A 16154-nucleotide genomic window follows, 5' to 3' on the forward strand; every position below is an offset into this window, starting at 1 on the left:
GGGCGGCCCGGCTGGGGGGGGACCGCCCGGGGGGGGGGCGGGCGCGCGGCCGGCGCCCCGGCCGCGCGCGGCCCGGCGGCGGCGGATGATCTCCGCCGCCGCCGGGAGGGTCAGAAGGGCCAGACGCCCTTCAGCGCGTCCTTCCAGTCGAGGTCGACCTCGTCCTTCCAGGAGTCCTTCGGGACACAGACGGGCCCACCGATCCAACTCTCGACCCATGAACCGAGGTTCACGGTCCAGCAGGCGGGCTGAGGCGTCGGCTCGGGCTCGGGCTTCGGTTCCGGCTTGGGTTCCGGCTTGGGCTCAGGCTTGGGTTCCGGCTTGGGCTCGGGCTTGGGTTCCGGCTTGGGCTCGGGCTTCGGCTCGGGCTTGGGCTCGGGCTTGGGTTCCGGCTTGGGCTCGGGCTTCGGCTCAGGCTTGGGTTCCGGCTTGGGCTCGGGCTTGGGTTCCGGCTTCGGTTCCGGCTTGGGCTCAGGCTTCGGCTCAGGCTTGGGCTCAGGCTTCGGCTCAGGCTTGGGCTCAGGCTTGGGTTCCGGCTTCGGTTCCGGCTTGGGCTCAGGCTTGGGTTCCGGCTTGGGTTCCGGCTTCGGCTCCGGAACCGTCGGGTCCACCGGGTCCGTCGGGTCCACCGGGTCCGTCGGGTCGACCGGGTCCGTCGGGTCCGTCGGGTCCACCGGATCGACCGGGTCCGTAGGCCACGTCGGGTCCGTCGGGTCCGTCGGGTCCGTGGGATCCGTCGGCTGCGTCGGGACCTCCGGCTCCGTGCCGTACATCATCTGGCGGAACATCAGCGACGACCGCGGATTGTCGTCGCACTGCCAGACGCCGTGCGGACAGTAGTCGGTGATCGTGTGGTATAGCGGCTTGTGCTGCTTCATCCATTCGAGCATGCGCCGCATGTATTCGGGGTTGTCCCCGTTCCGGAACAGACCCCATTCGGGATAGGAGATCTGCTTTCCGTGCTCGGCCGCGAAATCGACCTGCTTCTGGAGCCCGTACGGCTCGCTCACGTGCTGGTCGAATCGTGAACCCGGCGGCTGGTCGTACGAATCCATCCCGATGATGTCGACGACGTCGTCACCCGGATAGCACTCGGTCCACGGGACGGCGTCGCGGCCGCGGCTCGGGTTGAAGTCGAAGCGGAACTCCTGGCCGGGAACGGAACGCATCGCGGTGACGATCCGGTTCCAGTACTTCTTCCACGAGGTCGGGTCGGGCGCGCAGCGGTGGGTGTACGTCGTCCCGTTCATCTCCCAGCCGAGGACGACGACGGTGTCGGTGGCTCGGAGCCTGACGAGCCGTTCGGCGAGGGCCTTGAAGTGGTGGTCGTAGTACCCGGCCGCGCCGAGCCGGAGCTGGCGGCGGACCTCCGCGTCGGAGACGCCGGCCTCGTTGCGTTCCAGCATGGGCACGTTGAGGACGAACAGCCGGTCGGCCTTCTCGTTGCGCCAGTCCGCCCAGGCGTCGAGGAAGCCGGGCGGGCCCTCGATGTTCTTCCACAGGTCGCCGGGGAGGTAGGTGTGGCCGACGCGGAGTTCGCGTCCGCCGAGCCACTGCTGCAGTTGCTCGATACGGGCGACCCCGAGCGCACCCGAGTCGAGGAAGGCCCCCATGGCGCTGGAGAGAGTCGGTCCGGGGTCTTTCGTCGTCACGGATTCGGTGGCGTGCGCGGGGGACGACAGCACGACTGAGCCCGAGGCGAGGAGACCGGCGGTGAACACCCCCAGCCACACTCTCGATGTTCTCCGGTGGGTAGTCGCCATGGCCGCTCCTTCGCGTCGTGCGCCTTTTTTTGATGGTTCGTCAATCTGATACTCCGAAAGTATTCCTAATGAGCCGACCGTGAACTCGACTTCCCTCTGATCAGTAGTCCATTAGAGGATTTCATCGCCCGGTTGGGGCACCCGAGATGAAGGGGCATGCCGTGCTGCGCCGTCAGAGTTTCGACACCAGCGTTCCCACCGTCCTTGTACGGCTCGACCGGAATCCCTTCCACCACGGCACTCTCGGAGCGGCGCGCTCACTGGGCCGGGCGGGAATTCCCGTCCATGCCGTCGTCGAATCGAGCACCAGCCCGGTCGCCCGCTCCCGCTATCTCCGATCGGCCCGCGCGAGCCCGGGGACGACCTCCTCCACCGAGCTGGCGGCGCTCCTCCACCGGATCGCGGACGAGACGGCGTCGCCGGAGACCTCCGGCGGCCCGTCGGCTCCCCTTCTCGTGCTCCCCCTGGACGATGTCAGCGCGCTCGCCCTGGCCCGTCACCGCGCCGAGCTCTCCCCGCGCTTCCTGCTCCCCGAGCAGACCGAGGAACAGTTGCTGCGGGTCGCGGACAAGGCGGAGCTCGCCGAGACCTGCGGGGACCTCGGCCTGCCCCATCCCCGTACCGAACTCCCCACCGGTGCCGACGAGGCCGCCGCCATGGCCTGGTCGCTGGGGCTGCCGGTGGTCGCCAAGTGGAGCCGTCCCTGGCTGCTCCCGGCAGGGGGCGGGCTGCGCAGCACCTCGATCGTGCGGTCGCTCGCCGAGGTGCGGGAGCTGTACGCCCGCACCCCGGAGGCCGGCAGCCGGCTGCTGCTCCAGAGACTGCTTCCGGCGGGCCGGGACCTGGACTGGTTCTTCCACGGGTACGTGGACACGCGGGGCGGCTGCACGACGGGGGCGACCGGCCGCAAGGAGCGGTCGTGGCCCGACGGGGCCGGTCTGACCGCCGCGGGCCGCTGGACGGTGAACCCGGCCGTGGACCGTGCGGCCCGCGAGCTGTTCGCCGCGCTGGGCTACCGGGGCGTGTGCGACCTGGACTTCCGGCTCGACCGGTCGACCGGCGCGTACCACCTGCTCGACTTCAACCCACGGCCCGGCGCGCAGTTCCGGCTCTTCGCCGATCCGGAAGGCCTGGACGTGGTGCGGGCGCTCCATCTGGACCTGACCGGGAGGCCCGTGCCGCCGCACTCCCCCGCGTACGGCCGCAGGTTCGTCGTCGAGAACTACGCGGCGCTCTCGCTCCTCTCCTCCCCGCGCCGCCGGTACGCGGCCGAGCCGCGGACGGCGCCGCACCGGACCGAGTACGCCTGGTGGGCGGCCGACGACCCGGCCCCCGCGCTCGCGATGGGGTGCGCCTGGCTCGGTCACCTGCTGCGCAAGGCCCTGACCTCGCTCCGGAGACGCCTCGCGTCCCTGCGGGCGCGCCCGCAGGTGCCCCCGACGACGCCGGCGGCCCGCAGTTCCTCCGACCAGCTCACCCCACGATGAAGGTGGAAGCCACGATGTCGAAGTCGATGTACGACCTGGTGGTCGTGGGGGCCGGACCGTACGGCCTGTCCGTGGCCGCGCACGCGGCGGCCCACGGGCTGCGCCTGCGGACCTTCGGCCGCTCGATGGAGTCCTGGCACGCCATGCCCTCCGGAATGTTCCTGAAGTCGGAACCCTGGGCCTCCCATCTCTCCGACCCGGAGGGCGCGTACGGGCTCGACGCCTACGCCGCCGTGCGGGGCGTGCGCGCCGCGCACGGGGTGCCGCTGCCGGTCGACTTCTTCGCCTCGTACGGCGACTGGTTCGCCCGGCAGGCCGTGCCCGCGCTCGACGAGCGGCTGATCGGCACGGTGGCGCCCGCCGCCGACGGCTTCGAGCTGCTCACCGAGGACGGCGAGGCCCTGCGGGCCCGAACGGTGGCGCTGGCCGTGGGCGTCCTGCCCTTCATGGAGGTCCCGGGGCCGCTGCGGGAGCTGCCCCGGCGGTTCGTCACCCACTCCAGCCACCACGGCGGGCTCGACCGCTTCGCCGGGCGGGACGTCACCGTCGTCGGGGCCGGTCAGGCCGCCCTGGAGACGGCCGCGCTCCTCGTCGAGCAGGGGGCCGCGACCGTACGGATCCTCGCCCGCGCGGACCGGCTGCACTGGAACACGCCGCCCCCGGCCCTGGACCGCGGTCCGTGGCCCGCGGTGCGCGCCCCGCACACGGGGCTCGGCTGCGGCTGGCGGAACAAGCTGTACGCGGACGCCCCCGGGGTCTTCCGGCGTCTGCCGGCCGCCACCCGCGCGCGGATCTTCGACTCGGCGCTGGGCCCGGCGGGTGCCTGGTGGCTCCGCGAGCGCTTCGCGGCGGTCGGGGAGGTACGTCTGGGGCAGCGGATCACCTCGGCGACCGTGACCCCGGACGAGCGGCTCCGGCTCGACGTGGCCGGGCCGGAGGGGTCGACGGTCCTGGAGACGGACCACGTGGTGGCTGCCACCGGCTTCACCCCGGGCGTGGACCGGGCGACCGTGCTCTCGCCCGTGCTGCGCGCCTCTCTGCGCACGGTCGGCGGGGGCGGCGCTCCGGAGGTCGGCGGTCTCTTCGAGTCCTCGTGGCCGGGGCTGTTCCTCGCGGGGCTGCTCACCGCTCCGTCGTACGGTCCGTCGATGCGGTTCGTCCTCGGCGCCGAGTACACGGCGGGGCGGCTGGTGCGCGGGGTGCGGCAGCGGCTGCGGGCGGGTGCCCGGGGCGGGGCGGTGGGGCGGCCCCGTGCGGGCGGGAAGGCACCGGCCGCGGCGTGACGGAGGGCCGGCCCCCGGGGAGCGGATGCTTCCCGGGGGCCGGCCCTTTGCCCGTGTGTCGCTGGGGACTCAGGCGTCGACTCAGGCGTTGACGCAGGTGTTGAACGCGGCCGGGTTGAGCAGGCCGATGACGTTCACGCTGTTGCCGCAGACGTTGATCGGCACGTGGACCGGGATCTGGACGACGTTGCCGGAGAGGACACCCGGCGAGCCGATCGCGGCACCGTAGGCGTCCGCGTCCGCGAAGGCGGGAGACGCCGCACCCATGGCCATGACGATTCCGGCGACAACGGCCGCGACCTTCTTGCAGTTCATTTTCGTCTGGATCCTTTCTGTGACGGAAGACATTTCAGGAACCACAACGAACATGCCGCACAAAGGAAACCGAAGCGTCGACGACATTCGCTCTTTCACTCCATCGCGCGCACAGAACAGGGCCGGAAGGAACAGTTTCGTTCCTTCCGGCCCTGTCGCGCGCGATGCGGATCAGCCGTTGTAGGCGCCGTTCCCGGAGAGGACCGGGATGTCCTCCAGGACGTGCGACAGCGGCTCGTCACCCTTGGCCTGGGTGGAGTTCTCCGCGCACTGCTGGTTCTGCGGGGAGGACAGGACGTTGATGTCCTGGACCGCGACCGGGACGAGGATGCCGACGAGCGAGCCGACGTTGCCCTTGACCGGGGCACCCAGGCAGAGCTTGTTCAGCGAGCCCTGGACGGCCGAGAACTGGGGGCTCGCGTCACCGACGGTCTTGGAGTTGCCGAACGACTGGGACGCGCCGTTGCCGCTGAGCGAGGTCGTGCCGCCGTCGTCGGCGATGGCGAGCGCCGGGGAGGCCGCCGCAGCAGAAGCGCCGACAACAGAGGCCGTAACAGCCGCAGCCGCCATAATCTTCTTGATCACGGTGATTCCGTTCCTGTTCCCACCAATCGACCTGATTGATGCGACCGGATCAACTGCCCGCGGGGGCTTTGGTTCCGGCGCTTCACCCGTTCGACTGGGACCTCGTTTCGCGCTGCCGAGTGCGCTCCGCCAAGGGGGTGACACAGCGGAACCCCTGGGTCCGGGGCCAGTTGATCAGGGCGCTCCCTGCACGGAGCAGGTTCTAGAAGGGAACTCCCGTGATCAAGAAGGTTATGGCCACCGCGGCCGCGGCCGTCTCCATCGTCGGCGCCACCGCCGCCGTGGCCTCCCCCGCGCTCGCCATCGGAAACGACGGCGGCACCACGTCGCTCAGCGGCAACGGCGCGCACCAGGAGTACGGCAACTCCGCCACGTACGGCAACATGAGCCCGCAGTTCGCGCTCGTCCAGGGCTCCCTGAACAAGCCGTGCATCGGCCTGCCGGCCAAGGTCAACGCCGGTTCGCTGATCGGTGCGATCCCGATCGCCGTTCAGGACATCAACGTCCTGTCCTCCCCGCAGAACCAGCAGTGCACCGAGAACTCCACCCAGGCCAAGGGTGACGAGGCGCTCTCGCACATCCTGGACGACATCCCGGTCCTGTCGGGCAACGGCGTCGGCAACAACTGACGTTCCGCCTTCGCGCGACGACGTTCACACGTCAGGGGCCGCCCTCCGGGGCGGCCCCTCTCGTTTCACCAGGTCGGCCAGACCGGGGTCGCCATCAGACGTTCCCATTCACGGTCCGGCATCCCCGGCACGGTCCGCCCCGCCTGCACCCACTGGGCGACCAGTGCGGAATAGACCGGGAATGGTGTGCGGTCGACCGGGGCCGGGTCACTCACATATCGGCTCTTCGGAATGAAGGCCATCCGTTCCCATTTACCGGGATCCGGCGCCATCTTCGCTCCCTCCGCTGCGATTCCCGCATCATTCCACAGGCACCGCAGGAGAGTGATTCGACCTGTTCATGTCGCGTCGCGGATCTATGTGCGAGGGTGATCGAATTACCGTGCGGGCATGAAATTCCCGCGTGCACGGCGGCCCCGACGTCGGCTGCTCGTCCCGGCGGCGCTCGCCGCCCTCGCCGCCCTCGCCCCCGGCGCCCTCGCCGCCGCCCCGGACGGTCTCCCCTCCCCCGGACGGGGCCTGAACCTGCTGGTGGTCGGCATCGACACCCGCAAGGGGGTCACCGCGGAGGAGAAGGAGCGCTTCCGGCTCGGCGGGAAGGAGTGCGACTGCACCGACGTGATGATGCTCGTCCACGTGTCGGCGGAGAACGACCGGGTCGATGTCGTGGGCCTGCCCCGCGACACGCTCACCAGCTTCCCGTACAAGCACCGCGACCGGCGCACCGGGAAGCTGCACGCCGGGCACCCGGCGAAGGTCAACGGCGCCTGGACGGAGGGTGGTTCCGCCTACGCGGTGGAGATCGTCGAGTCGATGACGGGACTGCCCGTCCACCGCTACCTGGAGATCGACTTCCGCCGCTTCATGGACACCGTGGACCGCGTCGACGGCGGGGTCCCCATCTGTACGGAGAAGGCCCTCGTCGACCCGGCCACCGGTATCGACCTGCGGCCCGGGACCAAGGCGGTCGGCGGCGGCGAGGCGCTCCAGTACGTCCGGTCGCGGAAGGCCGACGGGCAGATGGACTTCGGTCGCATCCGGAAGCAGCAGAAGTTCGTGGTGAACACCCTCGAACGGCTCCGCGAGGACATCCTGGACGATCCCGGAAAGCTGAGGGGCCTCGCGGCGACCCTGCGCGGGAAGCGCGCGGCCGAACGGGGGATCTCCACGACCGAGCTGCTCACCCTCGCCGCGCGGCTGCGCGACCTGCGACCGGACCGTACGTCGTACGCGACCGTGCCCGTGCGCGGCTTCAACCCGACCGTCGCGGGCATCGGGTCCACGGTCGGCCTCGACGAGGAGGGGGCGGCGAAGGTCTTCGGGCGGCTCCGCGAGGACCTTCCGCTGCCCGCCGCCGACGAGATCGCGCCCAGCGAGGTTTCCGCCGCCACCTACCGGCCCGCCTCCGGGGCTTCGCTCATCTGCCCGTAGTCCGTCCGGTGGACTTCGCGGAACCTCCGTACCGCCGACCAGTTGATCAGTGCGGCTCGGCACTCAGCGAGCCACAATCCGAAAGGCCTGAACAATGAAGAAGCTGTTGGCTACGGCTGCTGTGGCCGCGTCGGTCCTCGGCGCGACGGCGGCGGGTGCCGGGCAGGCTCTCGCGATCGCCGACGACGGTGGCACCACCTCGCTCAGCGGCAACGGTGCCCACCAGGAGTTCGGCAACTCGGCCACCCACGGCGACATGAGCCCGCAGTTCGCGCTCGTCCAGGGCTCCCTGAACAAGCCGTGCGTCGGCCTGCCGGCCAAGGTCAACGCCGGTTCGCTCATCGGTCTCATCCCGATCGCGGTCCAGGACGTCAACGTCCTGTCCTCCCCGCAGAACCAGCAGTGCACCGAGAACTCCACCCAGGCCAAGGGTGACGAGCCGCTGTCGCACATCCTCAGCGACATCCCCGTGCTGTCCGGCAACGGCGCCGGCAACAGCTGAGCGACGACGCTCGGCACGGCGCGGCCCCGCCGCCCCTCCTCGGAGGGGTCGCGGGGCCGTCCCCTTTCCGGCGGCCTCAGAGCTTCCGGCGGAGGGCGTCCGGGTCGGTGACCGGCGCGTCACAGGTGAAGTGACGGCACACGTACGCGGCGGAACCACCGGCCACCAGCGGGCGGTCCCTCAGCAGCGGGAACTCCTCGCTGTCGGGAGCGCCGAAGGCGAGCACCGCGCCGGGGGCGGTCGCCAGGAGCGCGGTACGGCGCAGCTCCCGGAAGGTCTCGTCGCCGGGGGCGCCCACCACGGCGATCTCCCGGGGCCCGTCGAGGAGGGCCTCGGAGACGGCCAGGCCCCAGCCGATGAAGCGGGGCGCGCGCGGGCCGAGGGCCTTGACGACACCGAGGGCGCCCTCGGCGGCGGCGCGGTGGGCCTCGGATCCGGTCTGCGCGGCGTACGAGAGCAGGGCGCCGGCGGCGGCGGTCCAGCCGGACGGGGCCGCGTTGTCCGTGGGGTCCTGCGGACGGCGGATGAGGGTCTCGGCGTCGTGGGCCGTGTCGTACAGGGCCCCGCCCTCGGCGGTGAAGCGGTCGAGGACGAGGTCCAGGAGGAAGCCGGCGAACTCCAGCCAGGTGCCCTCGCCGGTGACGGCGGCGAGGGCGAGGAAGCCTTCGGCGACGTCGGCGTAGTCCTCCAGGACCCCGGCGTTGGCGCCGGCCCGGCCGTCCTTGGACGTACGGGTGAGGCGGGCGGTCTCGTCCATGTGGACCCGGACGAGCAGGTCGGCGGCCTCGGTCGCGCGCTCGACGAGGTCGGGGCGGTCGAAGAGGGCTCCGGTCTCGGCGAGGGCGGCGATCGCGAGGCCGTTCCAGGCCGCGACGACCTTGTCGTCGCGGCCCGGGCGCTCGCGCTCCTCGCGGGCGGCGAGGAGCCGGGCCGCGATCGGGGCGATCCGCCCGGCGTCCGCGACGCCCGCGTCCCGCGGGAGCTGGAGGACGGAGCTGCCGTGCTCGAAGGTGCCGGCCTCGGTGACGCCGTAGTGGGCGGCGGCGAGGGCGGCGTCCTCCGCCCCGAGGACCTCGGCGAGCTGTGCCGGGGTCCACGCGTAGTAGGCGCCCTCGACGTGCTTGCCGGTGCCGTCGTCGCTGTCCGCGTCGAGCGCGGAGGCGAAGCCTCCCTCGGGGGTGCGCAGTTCGCGGACCAGGAAGTCGGCGGTCTCCAGGGCGACACGGCGGGCGAGGTCGCTGCCGGTGGCCTTCCACAGGTGCGCGTACACCCGGCAGAGCAGGGCGTTGTCGTACAGCATCTTCTCGAAGTGGGGCACGACCCAGGCGCGGTCGACGGCGTAGCGGGCGAAGCCGCCGCCGAGCTGGTCGTAGATACCGCCGCGGGCCATCGCCTCGCAGGTGTCGGCGGCCATCTGCAGGGCGCCCTCGGCGCCCGTACGGGCGTGGTGGCGGAGCAGGAACTCCAGGGCCATCGACGGCGGGAACTTGGGGGCGCCGCCGAAGCCGCCGTGGGTCGCGTCGTACTCGCGGGTGAGGCCGAGAAGGGCCTGCGCGAGTTCCTCCTCGCCGGGGACCCCGTCGCCGCCGTAGGCGAGGGAGCGGCCCGCGAGGTCCTTCACGATGCGGTCGGCGACCTCGCCCACCTCGTCGCGCCGGTCGGCCCAGGCGTCCTTGACGCCCACCAGTACCTCCGGGAAGGAGGGCATCCCGTGCCGGGGCTCGGGCGGGAAGTACGTACCGAAGTAGAAGGGGGCGGCGTCCGGGGTGAGGAAGACCGTCATGGGCCAGCCGCCCTGTCCGGTGGCGGCCTGGACCGCCTCCATGTAGACGGCGTCGATGTCGGGGCGCTCCTCGCGGTCGACCTTGACGGCGACGAAGTGCTCGTTGACCAGGGCCGCGACGGCGTCGTCCTCGAAGGACTCGTGGGCCATGACGTGGCACCAGTGACAGCTGGAATACCCGACGCTGAGCAGCACGGGGACGTTTCTGCGCCGGGCCTCCTCGAAGGCCTCGGCCGACCACGGCCACCAGTCGACCGGGTTGTCGGCGTGCTGAAGGAGGTACGGGGAGGTCTCATGGGCCAGTCGGTTCGGCATGGTGCCCATCCTGCCCTGCCGCCGCGGACTCCCGCGGGACCCCTGCCCCGGTCGGGCCGGGAGCACGCCCCGTGGCCCGTCCTCAGGCCCGGCCGGGGCCGGTGAGCAGGGACCGGAGGGGCCGTCCCGTACGGCGCAGGCCCGCCCGGACACACCAGACGGTCGCAGCCGTCGCGGTCAGGGCCGCGACGGCCGCGGACGGCATCCCGTTCATCACGAGGACGCCGGCCAGGACGACGACGAGTCCGTCGAACTGCCAGACGAAGACCCGGAGGGCGGAGAGGTCGCCCAGGGGCGTGACGACGGGAAGCAGCAGTTCGACGGGCAGGTCCGTCTTCATCTCGCGCAGGAACCTGGCGCCGAGCACGAGCGCCACCGATGCCGTGACGAGCAGCGCCGCGGCGGCCGGACCGCCGTCGAGCGGCCACCGGGCCGCGGCCGTGACACCGCCCGCCGAGCCCACCGCCACGGTCACCGCGGTGACCGGCCAGGCCAGGGTGCGGGCGGGCAGTCCGCCCCAGCGCCCGCCGTACAGCGGGGCCAGGGTCAACTCGTCGCGCAGGCCGCGCCAGGCCTCACCGACCCATCCGGACCCCGCGTACACGGCGACCGCGCCGGCCAGCCGGTACAGCGTCGCCCGGCCGCTGTCCGGTTCCGCGACGCCGAGCGTCAGAACGGCGCCGCCGGCCGCCAGGGACACGGCGGCCGCGAGCGCGCGCCCCCGGGTGCGGAGCGCGCGGACCGCGCCCTGGGCGAGGTGGCCGCGCAGCCGCCCGTCCGGACGCGTCAGGGCGGAGGCGAGTCCGCGCGGCTGCGGGCGGTACAGGTCGAGGGCGTGATGGAGCGTGCCGGTCCGGGCGAAGGTCTGGGCCTCGGCGGCGCGCGCCGATGCGCGGGCGAGCCGGGCGAGATCGATCGTGCGGACGGACCGGAAGGCGGACCGCCCGAGCGCCGCCGCAGCGACCGCCAGGACGGCGGCGACGAGCCAGGGGCCGTTCCCGCCGAGGTGGGCGGACCGGCCGAGCAGGGCGAGGACGAGCGCCGCGGCGGCCGCCGCGAGGGCGAGCAGGACGTTCTCGCGGACCGTACGGGCCTGGCCCCACAGCCATGCCACGGGGGCGACGGCGCCGATGCCCGCCGCGACGGCCACGCCCTGCGGGAGGAGCGCGCTTCGGGGGTCGTCGAACAGGTCGGTCAGGAGGAACGCCGCCGTGCACACCGCGACGAGCGTGCCGAGTCCCGCGTACGTCAGCCGGCGGCGGGCGATCGTGCCGAGGTAGTGCGTCGGGGACAGGTCGGTACCCATGAACACGTGCAGCAGGAACGGCTTGAGCACCAGCGGTCCCCAGAACCGGCCGGTGAGCTGGGCGCCCCAGACCGCCACCGCCGCGGCCAGGCACGCCACCGGGGTCACCGCCTCGGCGGACTCCAGGGGGACGAGCGCCTTCGTGCCGTTCACCAGGAGGACGACCGGCACCACGTAGACGGCGGCGAGGACGACGGTGAGGTAGACGGTGTACGCCCGGTCCCGCACCGTGGCGCGGTCGCCGCGGTGGGCGTGCAGATGGCGCACGGCCCGGACGCGGGCCCCGGGGTCGGCCTCGACCGCGGTGGCGCTGTCCGTCGTCATCCCAGCTCCACGACGCCGTCGCAGGCCTTCACCACGACGGCCTCGTGGGTGGCGACGAGGAACGCGGTCCCCTGCCGGGCGCGCTCGGTGAGCAGGGTGACGACGAGGTCGACGCGCTCGGTGTCGAGATGCCGTTCGGGCTCGTCGAGCAGGACGACGTCGGCGGGGCGGACCAGGGTCAGGGCGAGGTTGAAGAGCTGCAGCTGACCGGAGGAGAGCTGTGAGGGGAAGCGTTCGGCCAGTGCGGTGAGGCCGAGCCGGCCCACGATCTCCTCGGCGCGCCCGGCGGCCGTGGTGGTGTTGCCGTACCAGGAGGCGGCGACCAGGGTCACCTGCTCGCGCAGCGTCATGTCCCGGGCGACGGGCACCGGTTCGACGAGCGAGGCCAGCAGGCGCCGGTGCCGGGGCCTGGTCATGTCGGCGGGCTCGCCCCGCACGAGGACGGCGCCGCCGGTCGGCCTCCGGCTCCCCAGGAAGGCGCGGAGCAGGGTGGTCTTCCCAGATCCGTTGCTTCCGGTGAGGCAGCGGAACTCGCCCGGCATCACCGAGAACGTCGTCGGCGCCAGCAGCGTGGTCCCGTCCAGGACGACTTCGGCGCCCTCCGCGGCGATCGCGGGCAGGCCGCTCACCGCCGCTCCGGAGTGGCCGGTGAATCCCGTGCGACCACTCCCGAGGTCCCTTCCCCCGTACAACCCGTCGACGCCCGCCACCCCCCGGAGTCCCGACCCGAGCCCTTCGGCCGGGTCCTCGCCAGCGTAACCGAGGCGCCCCTGAAGGCCGTTGGCTCCACGGCCTCCTCACCCTCCGCTTCCGTCCCGCCGCGGCCGATGCCCATCCGCCGCAGCCGTGTCCTCCTTTCTCCGCTCTCTCGCGCCGGCACGCGCCGGGCAGGACACTGGGCCCGACACGGTCCCGGAGACAGGGAACGTCGGGCACGCGCGGAGGGGGACGCACATGCGGGAAAGCCACCGGGCCGAGGTGGAGCGGCTGTTGGAGCGGGTCGCGGCGGAGGAGGCACCCGGCTCCGGGGGCCGGGCGGGGGCGGAGGAACTGCTCGCACGGGGCCTGGCCTCGCTGGATTCCGTGGCGGCCGGCGCTGCCGGGGAGTACGCGGTGTACCTGCGGGCGGTGGAGGAGGCGGAGGCCGGGACCCGCCCCGCGGCGGGCCTCCGCGGCGGGGCGACGACCGGCGGTCCCGCGCTCGTCGCCGGGGTCGCGGCCGTCGCCGCGGTCGGCGCGGACCTCGCGCTCGGTACGACGACGGGGACGGCGCTCGGCGCGGGCGCGGTGGTCGCCGTGGCGGGTGCGGCGGTGACCGTGCTCAGGGCCACGTCGGGCCGGGGAACGGTCGCCGGGGCCGGTGGGGCGGGGGCCGTCGAGTCCGGTGGGACGGGAGCGGTCGCGCCCGGTGGGGACGGTCCGGCCGCCCGGGTGGAGGAGGCGCGGCTGCGGTGGCTGGCCGCCCTGGAGACACGGGGGGTGCGGCCCTTTCTGGCGCGGGAGCGGACGGTCATCGGGGGGAGCGGCGGCGAGGAACGCGCGCGCGTCGGGCGGGAGGAACCCGCGCGGCTCCCGGGCGTGGACCGGGCGGGGGCGCGGACCGGCGGGCCGCTCGGAACCCTCGGCGGCGCGCCCGCCCTGCGGCCCGAGCGGCTGCGGGGCGCCGATCGCAGTGCGGAGGCACGGCGCCGGGCCGTACTGGAGCGGTCCTTCGGCCAGCTTCCGCACCCCGGCGGGAACTTCGCGGGACGACGGGAGGAACTGGCCAGGATCACCCGGTGGGTGCAGACGGGCCGGGCGTCGGCGGCGACCCGGCCGACGGTGGTCCTGCTGCACGGCGGGCCGGGGTCCGGGCGGACGGCGCTCGCGGTGCGGGCCGCGCACGCGCTGCGCGACCAGTTCCGCGGCGCGTGCGTGGTGGACCTGCGGGGAGACGTCACGGCCGGGCCGGGGACGGACGGCGAACGGCCGCTCGCGACCCGGGAGGCGCTGCTCCATCTGCTCAACCGGCTGGGCGCCCCTCGTGAGCGGCTGTTGTTCCGGGAGGGCTCCACGGCGGATCAGCAGGTGCGCCGGCTGATGGAGTTGTACCAGCGGCAGCTGACCGGGGTGCCGGTGACGGTGATCCTGGACGACGCCGTGGATCCGGCCCAGGTGCGGGCCCTGCTGCCGGAGCGCTCCGACAGTCTGGTCCTGGTGACCTGCCGGGAGCCGCTGGATCTGGGGGCGGACCTGCCGGCCGATGTGCACGCGCTCCCGGTGGCGGCGCTCGACGCGGCCGGGGCGGAGGAGCTGCTGCGGGCGGCTTCGGGGCCGGCCTCGGGGGTGTCCGGCCCCGACCCGTACGACGCGGAGGCCTTCGACCGGATCCGGGAGCTGTGCGGGGGGCTTCCGCTGGCCCTTCGGGCGACGGGTTCCCTGCTGGGCTCGCACTCCATGGGGCAATTGGCGCAGCGGCTCGCCCGCCCCGACCGGGGCTCCGGTCCCGTCGAACGGGCTCTGTCCCTGCGGTACTTCACCGATCTCGACGAGGACTCCCGGCGGCTGTTCCGGCGGCTCTCGCTCGCCGGCCGGGCCTCGCTCGGCGCCGCGGCCGCCACCGCGCTGCTCGGCCGGAACGCGCCGCTCGGAGAGGACGGGCCCGGCGGGGACGAGTTCGGCGAGGACGAGTTCGGCGGGGACGGCCCCTACAGCGCCGTGCTGCTGCGGCGGCTGGCCGGCGCGGGGCTGCTCGACCATGTGCGCGGGGAACGGTACCGGCTGCACGACGCCGTCCGCGGCTTCGCCGCCGCCCGGCTCCTCGACGAGGAGGACGCGGCGGAGATCACGGCGGCGCAGGAGCGGCTGATCCGGAACTACGCGGAGCTCGCGGACGCCGTGATCCGGATGGTCGACGGCAAGATGTCGACCCGCGCCGACCGCTTCGACGGGCACGGCTTCGGCTCCCTGGAAGCAGCCCTGAGCTGGCTCGACGAGGAGTCCAGCTTCATCACCGCCGCCCTGCGGCACGTGGCCGGCGTCGACCAGCAGACGGTGCTCGACCTGCTCGGCGCGCTCTGCGACTACTGCCTGCTGCGCGGCGACCTGTACCGGCTCGGCGAGATCAACGAACTCGCCGAGTCCGTCGGGCAGGGCCGGCTGTCCCGCTCGGTCCAGTGGCGGACCGGTATCGCGGCCCGGCAGATCGGCGAGCTCGACAAGGCGCGGACGACGCTGACCTCCGTCGTCTCCCTCTACCAGGAGGCCCACCAGGACGCGGGCGCGGCGCTCGCGCTCTGCTCCCTCGGCATCACCCTGCACCACCAGGGCCGGCCGGCGGAGGCGGCGGCCCGGCTGCGGGAGGCGCTCGCCCTCCAGGAACCGGAGGCGCTGGCCGCCGACCGGGGGTGGACGCTGCACGCGCTCGCGGCCGTGGAGCGGGACCGGGCGAACCTGGCGGAGGCGGCGGCGCTGCTCGACCGGTCCCTCGCCCTGCACCGGGAGCACGAGTCCCCGCACGGGGAGGCCTGGGCGCATTTCCACCGGGGCCAGGTGCTGCTGCTGCGCGGCGATGTGGCGGGCGCCGAGGCGGATCTGCGGGCCGCCCTCGACGGGTACGGGCGGATCCACGACGGGCGCGGCGAGGCCTGGGCGCTGACCCAGCTGGCCCGCGCGCGGCTGGCCGCCGGGGACGCGGAGCCGGCCGTCGAGGGGCTGCGCGGTGCGCTCGCCCGGCATCGCGAGCGGGGCGACGCGCGCGGGGAGGCGTGGACGCTGTACCACCTGGGGCACGCGCTGGAGGAGCGCGGCGACCGGGACGAGGCGGTACGGGAGCTGGGCAGGGCCCGGACGATGTTCTCGCGGATGCGGGACGTGCAGGGGCTGGCCGGCGCCCGGCACCACTCGGGCCGGGTCACCCGCGACCAGCTGGCCGCCCGTACCGGCGGGCTGCGCAACTCGGGCTTCGCCCGGCAGCTGCTGGTGGACGCGCGGGCGGACTTCCACCGGATCGGGGTGGCCCACGGCGAGGCATGGACCTGCCTGGAGCTGGCGATCATCGACGCGGGCAACGCCCGGGTGCCGCAGGCGCTCGGGCTGTGCGACGAGGCGCGGGCCCTGTTCGGCGGGTACGGCGACCGGCGGGGCGCCGACTGGGCCCGTTTCCTGCGCTGCACCCTGCTGCCGCACGCGGTGCCGGGGGCCCCGGAGCCGGGCACGGCGACGGCCCGCGAGGAGCTCGCCGCGCTGGTCGCGGACCGGCATCCGGCCCGTGACCCGCGCCTCGACGACTGCGCGGAGGCGTACGCGGTGCTGCTGGACCGGGGCGTCCACCCGTCGACCGCCTGGCAGGCCTGGGACCTGGGCATGGTGCCGAACCGGCACGCCCGGGAGGTGCTGGGGGTGCCGGTGGAGTAGCCGCGTGCGGGAACGGCCCGGGCCCGTACCGCCCGG

At 73.6% G+C, this 16154-nt stretch carries 12 protein-coding genes and 1 pseudogene; 6 read left to right on the forward strand and 7 right to left on the reverse strand.

Going from position 1 to position 16154, the window contains the following annotated elements; all coding sequences use genetic code 11:
• Window positions 1-590: 590 nt before the first annotated feature.
• A pseudogene (locus IE311_RS18200) lies at window positions 591-1763 on the reverse strand (glycosyl hydrolase); the annotation flags it as partial.
• Window positions 1764-1924: 161 nt separating this feature from the next.
• Between IE311_RS18200 and IE311_RS18205 the strand changes: the two are divergent.
• Together IE311_RS18205 and IE311_RS18210 are read left to right on the forward strand one after the other, a co-directional pair.
• Entirely contained in the window at window positions 1925-3250 is a 1326-nt protein-coding gene (locus IE311_RS18205; protein ID WP_189832768.1) for a carboxylate--amine ligase, read from the forward strand.
• A 26-nt stretch (window positions 3251-3276) separates the two neighbouring features.
• A complete protein-coding gene (locus tag IE311_RS18210; protein ID WP_189832932.1) occupies window positions 3277-4533 on the forward strand; it encodes an FAD-dependent oxidoreductase in 1257 nt (418 codons plus the stop codon).
• An 81-nt stretch (window positions 4534-4614) separates the two neighbouring features.
• Here the strand turns inward: IE311_RS18210 and IE311_RS18215 are convergent, their stop codons facing one another.
• Window positions 4615-4848, reverse strand: coding sequence for a chaplin (locus IE311_RS18215; RefSeq protein WP_189832769.1), 234 nt, complete (start codon window positions 4846-4848; stop codon window positions 4615-4617).
• A 171-nt stretch (window positions 4849-5019) separates the two neighbouring features.
• Window positions 5020-5433, reverse strand: coding sequence for a rodlin (locus IE311_RS18220; protein ID WP_268257193.1), 414 nt, complete (start codon window positions 5431-5433; stop codon window positions 5020-5022).
• A 218-nt stretch (window positions 5434-5651) separates the two neighbouring features.
• Here IE311_RS18220 and IE311_RS18225 point away from each other — a divergent pair, with 218 nt between their 5' ends.
• Complete coding sequence (locus IE311_RS18225; protein ID WP_189832770.1) at window positions 5652-6062, forward strand: rodlin; 411 nt, start codon at window positions 5652-5654, stop codon at window positions 6060-6062.
• Between the two features lie 65 nt (window positions 6063-6127).
• Here the strand turns inward: IE311_RS18225 and IE311_RS18230 are convergent, their stop codons facing one another.
• Window positions 6128-6334: a hypothetical protein gene (locus IE311_RS18230; RefSeq protein WP_189832771.1), complete on the reverse strand. Its 207-nt coding sequence runs from the start codon at window positions 6332-6334 to the stop codon at window positions 6128-6130.
• A 118-nt stretch (window positions 6335-6452) separates the two neighbouring features.
• On the opposite strand from IE311_RS18230, the gene IE311_RS18235 reads away from it, so the two are divergent.
• Window positions 6453-7493: an LCP family protein gene (locus tag IE311_RS18235; protein WP_189832772.1), complete on the forward strand. Its 1041-nt coding sequence runs from the start codon at window positions 6453-6455 to the stop codon at window positions 7491-7493.
• 94 nt (window positions 7494-7587) lie between these two features.
• Complete coding sequence (locus IE311_RS18240; protein ID WP_056551757.1) at window positions 7588-7995, forward strand: rodlin; 408 nt, start codon at window positions 7588-7590, stop codon at window positions 7993-7995.
• Window positions 7996-8071: 76 nt separating this feature from the next.
• On the opposite strand, the gene IE311_RS18245 is transcribed toward IE311_RS18240, so the two are convergent.
• From IE311_RS18245 to IE311_RS18255, 3 genes are all read right to left on the reverse strand, one after another.
• Window positions 8072-10093: a thioredoxin domain-containing protein gene (locus tag IE311_RS18245; protein ID WP_189832773.1), complete on the reverse strand. Its 2022-nt coding sequence runs from the start codon at window positions 10091-10093 to the stop codon at window positions 8072-8074.
• 82 nt (window positions 10094-10175) lie between these two features.
• Window positions 10176-11723 carry a hypothetical protein gene (locus tag IE311_RS18250; RefSeq protein ID WP_189832774.1) on the reverse strand — a complete coding sequence of 516 codons (1548 nt, stop codon included), beginning with the start codon at window positions 11721-11723 and terminating at the stop codon, window positions 10176-10178.
• Window positions 11720-12352, reverse strand: a complete 633-nt coding sequence (locus IE311_RS18255; RefSeq protein ID WP_189832775.1) for an ABC transporter ATP-binding protein — start codon at window positions 12350-12352, stop codon at window positions 11720-11722. The genes IE311_RS18250 and IE311_RS18255 overlap by 4 nt, the downstream gene beginning before the upstream one ends.
• A gap of 325 nt (window positions 12353-12677) precedes the next feature.
• Here IE311_RS18255 and IE311_RS37090 point away from each other — a divergent pair, with 325 nt between their 5' ends.
• The gene (locus IE311_RS37090; RefSeq protein ID WP_189832776.1) at window positions 12678-16118 is read left to right on the forward strand and encodes a tetratricopeptide repeat protein; all 3441 of its coding nucleotides are present in this window, start codon (window positions 12678-12680) and stop codon (window positions 16116-16118) included.
• Window positions 16119-16154: the final 36 nt, after the last annotated feature.

The organism is Streptomyces zaomyceticus, from assembly GCF_014656215.1.
In the GTDB taxonomy this organism is placed as follows: domain Bacteria; phylum Actinomycetota; class Actinomycetes; order Streptomycetales; family Streptomycetaceae; genus Streptomyces; species Streptomyces zaomyceticus.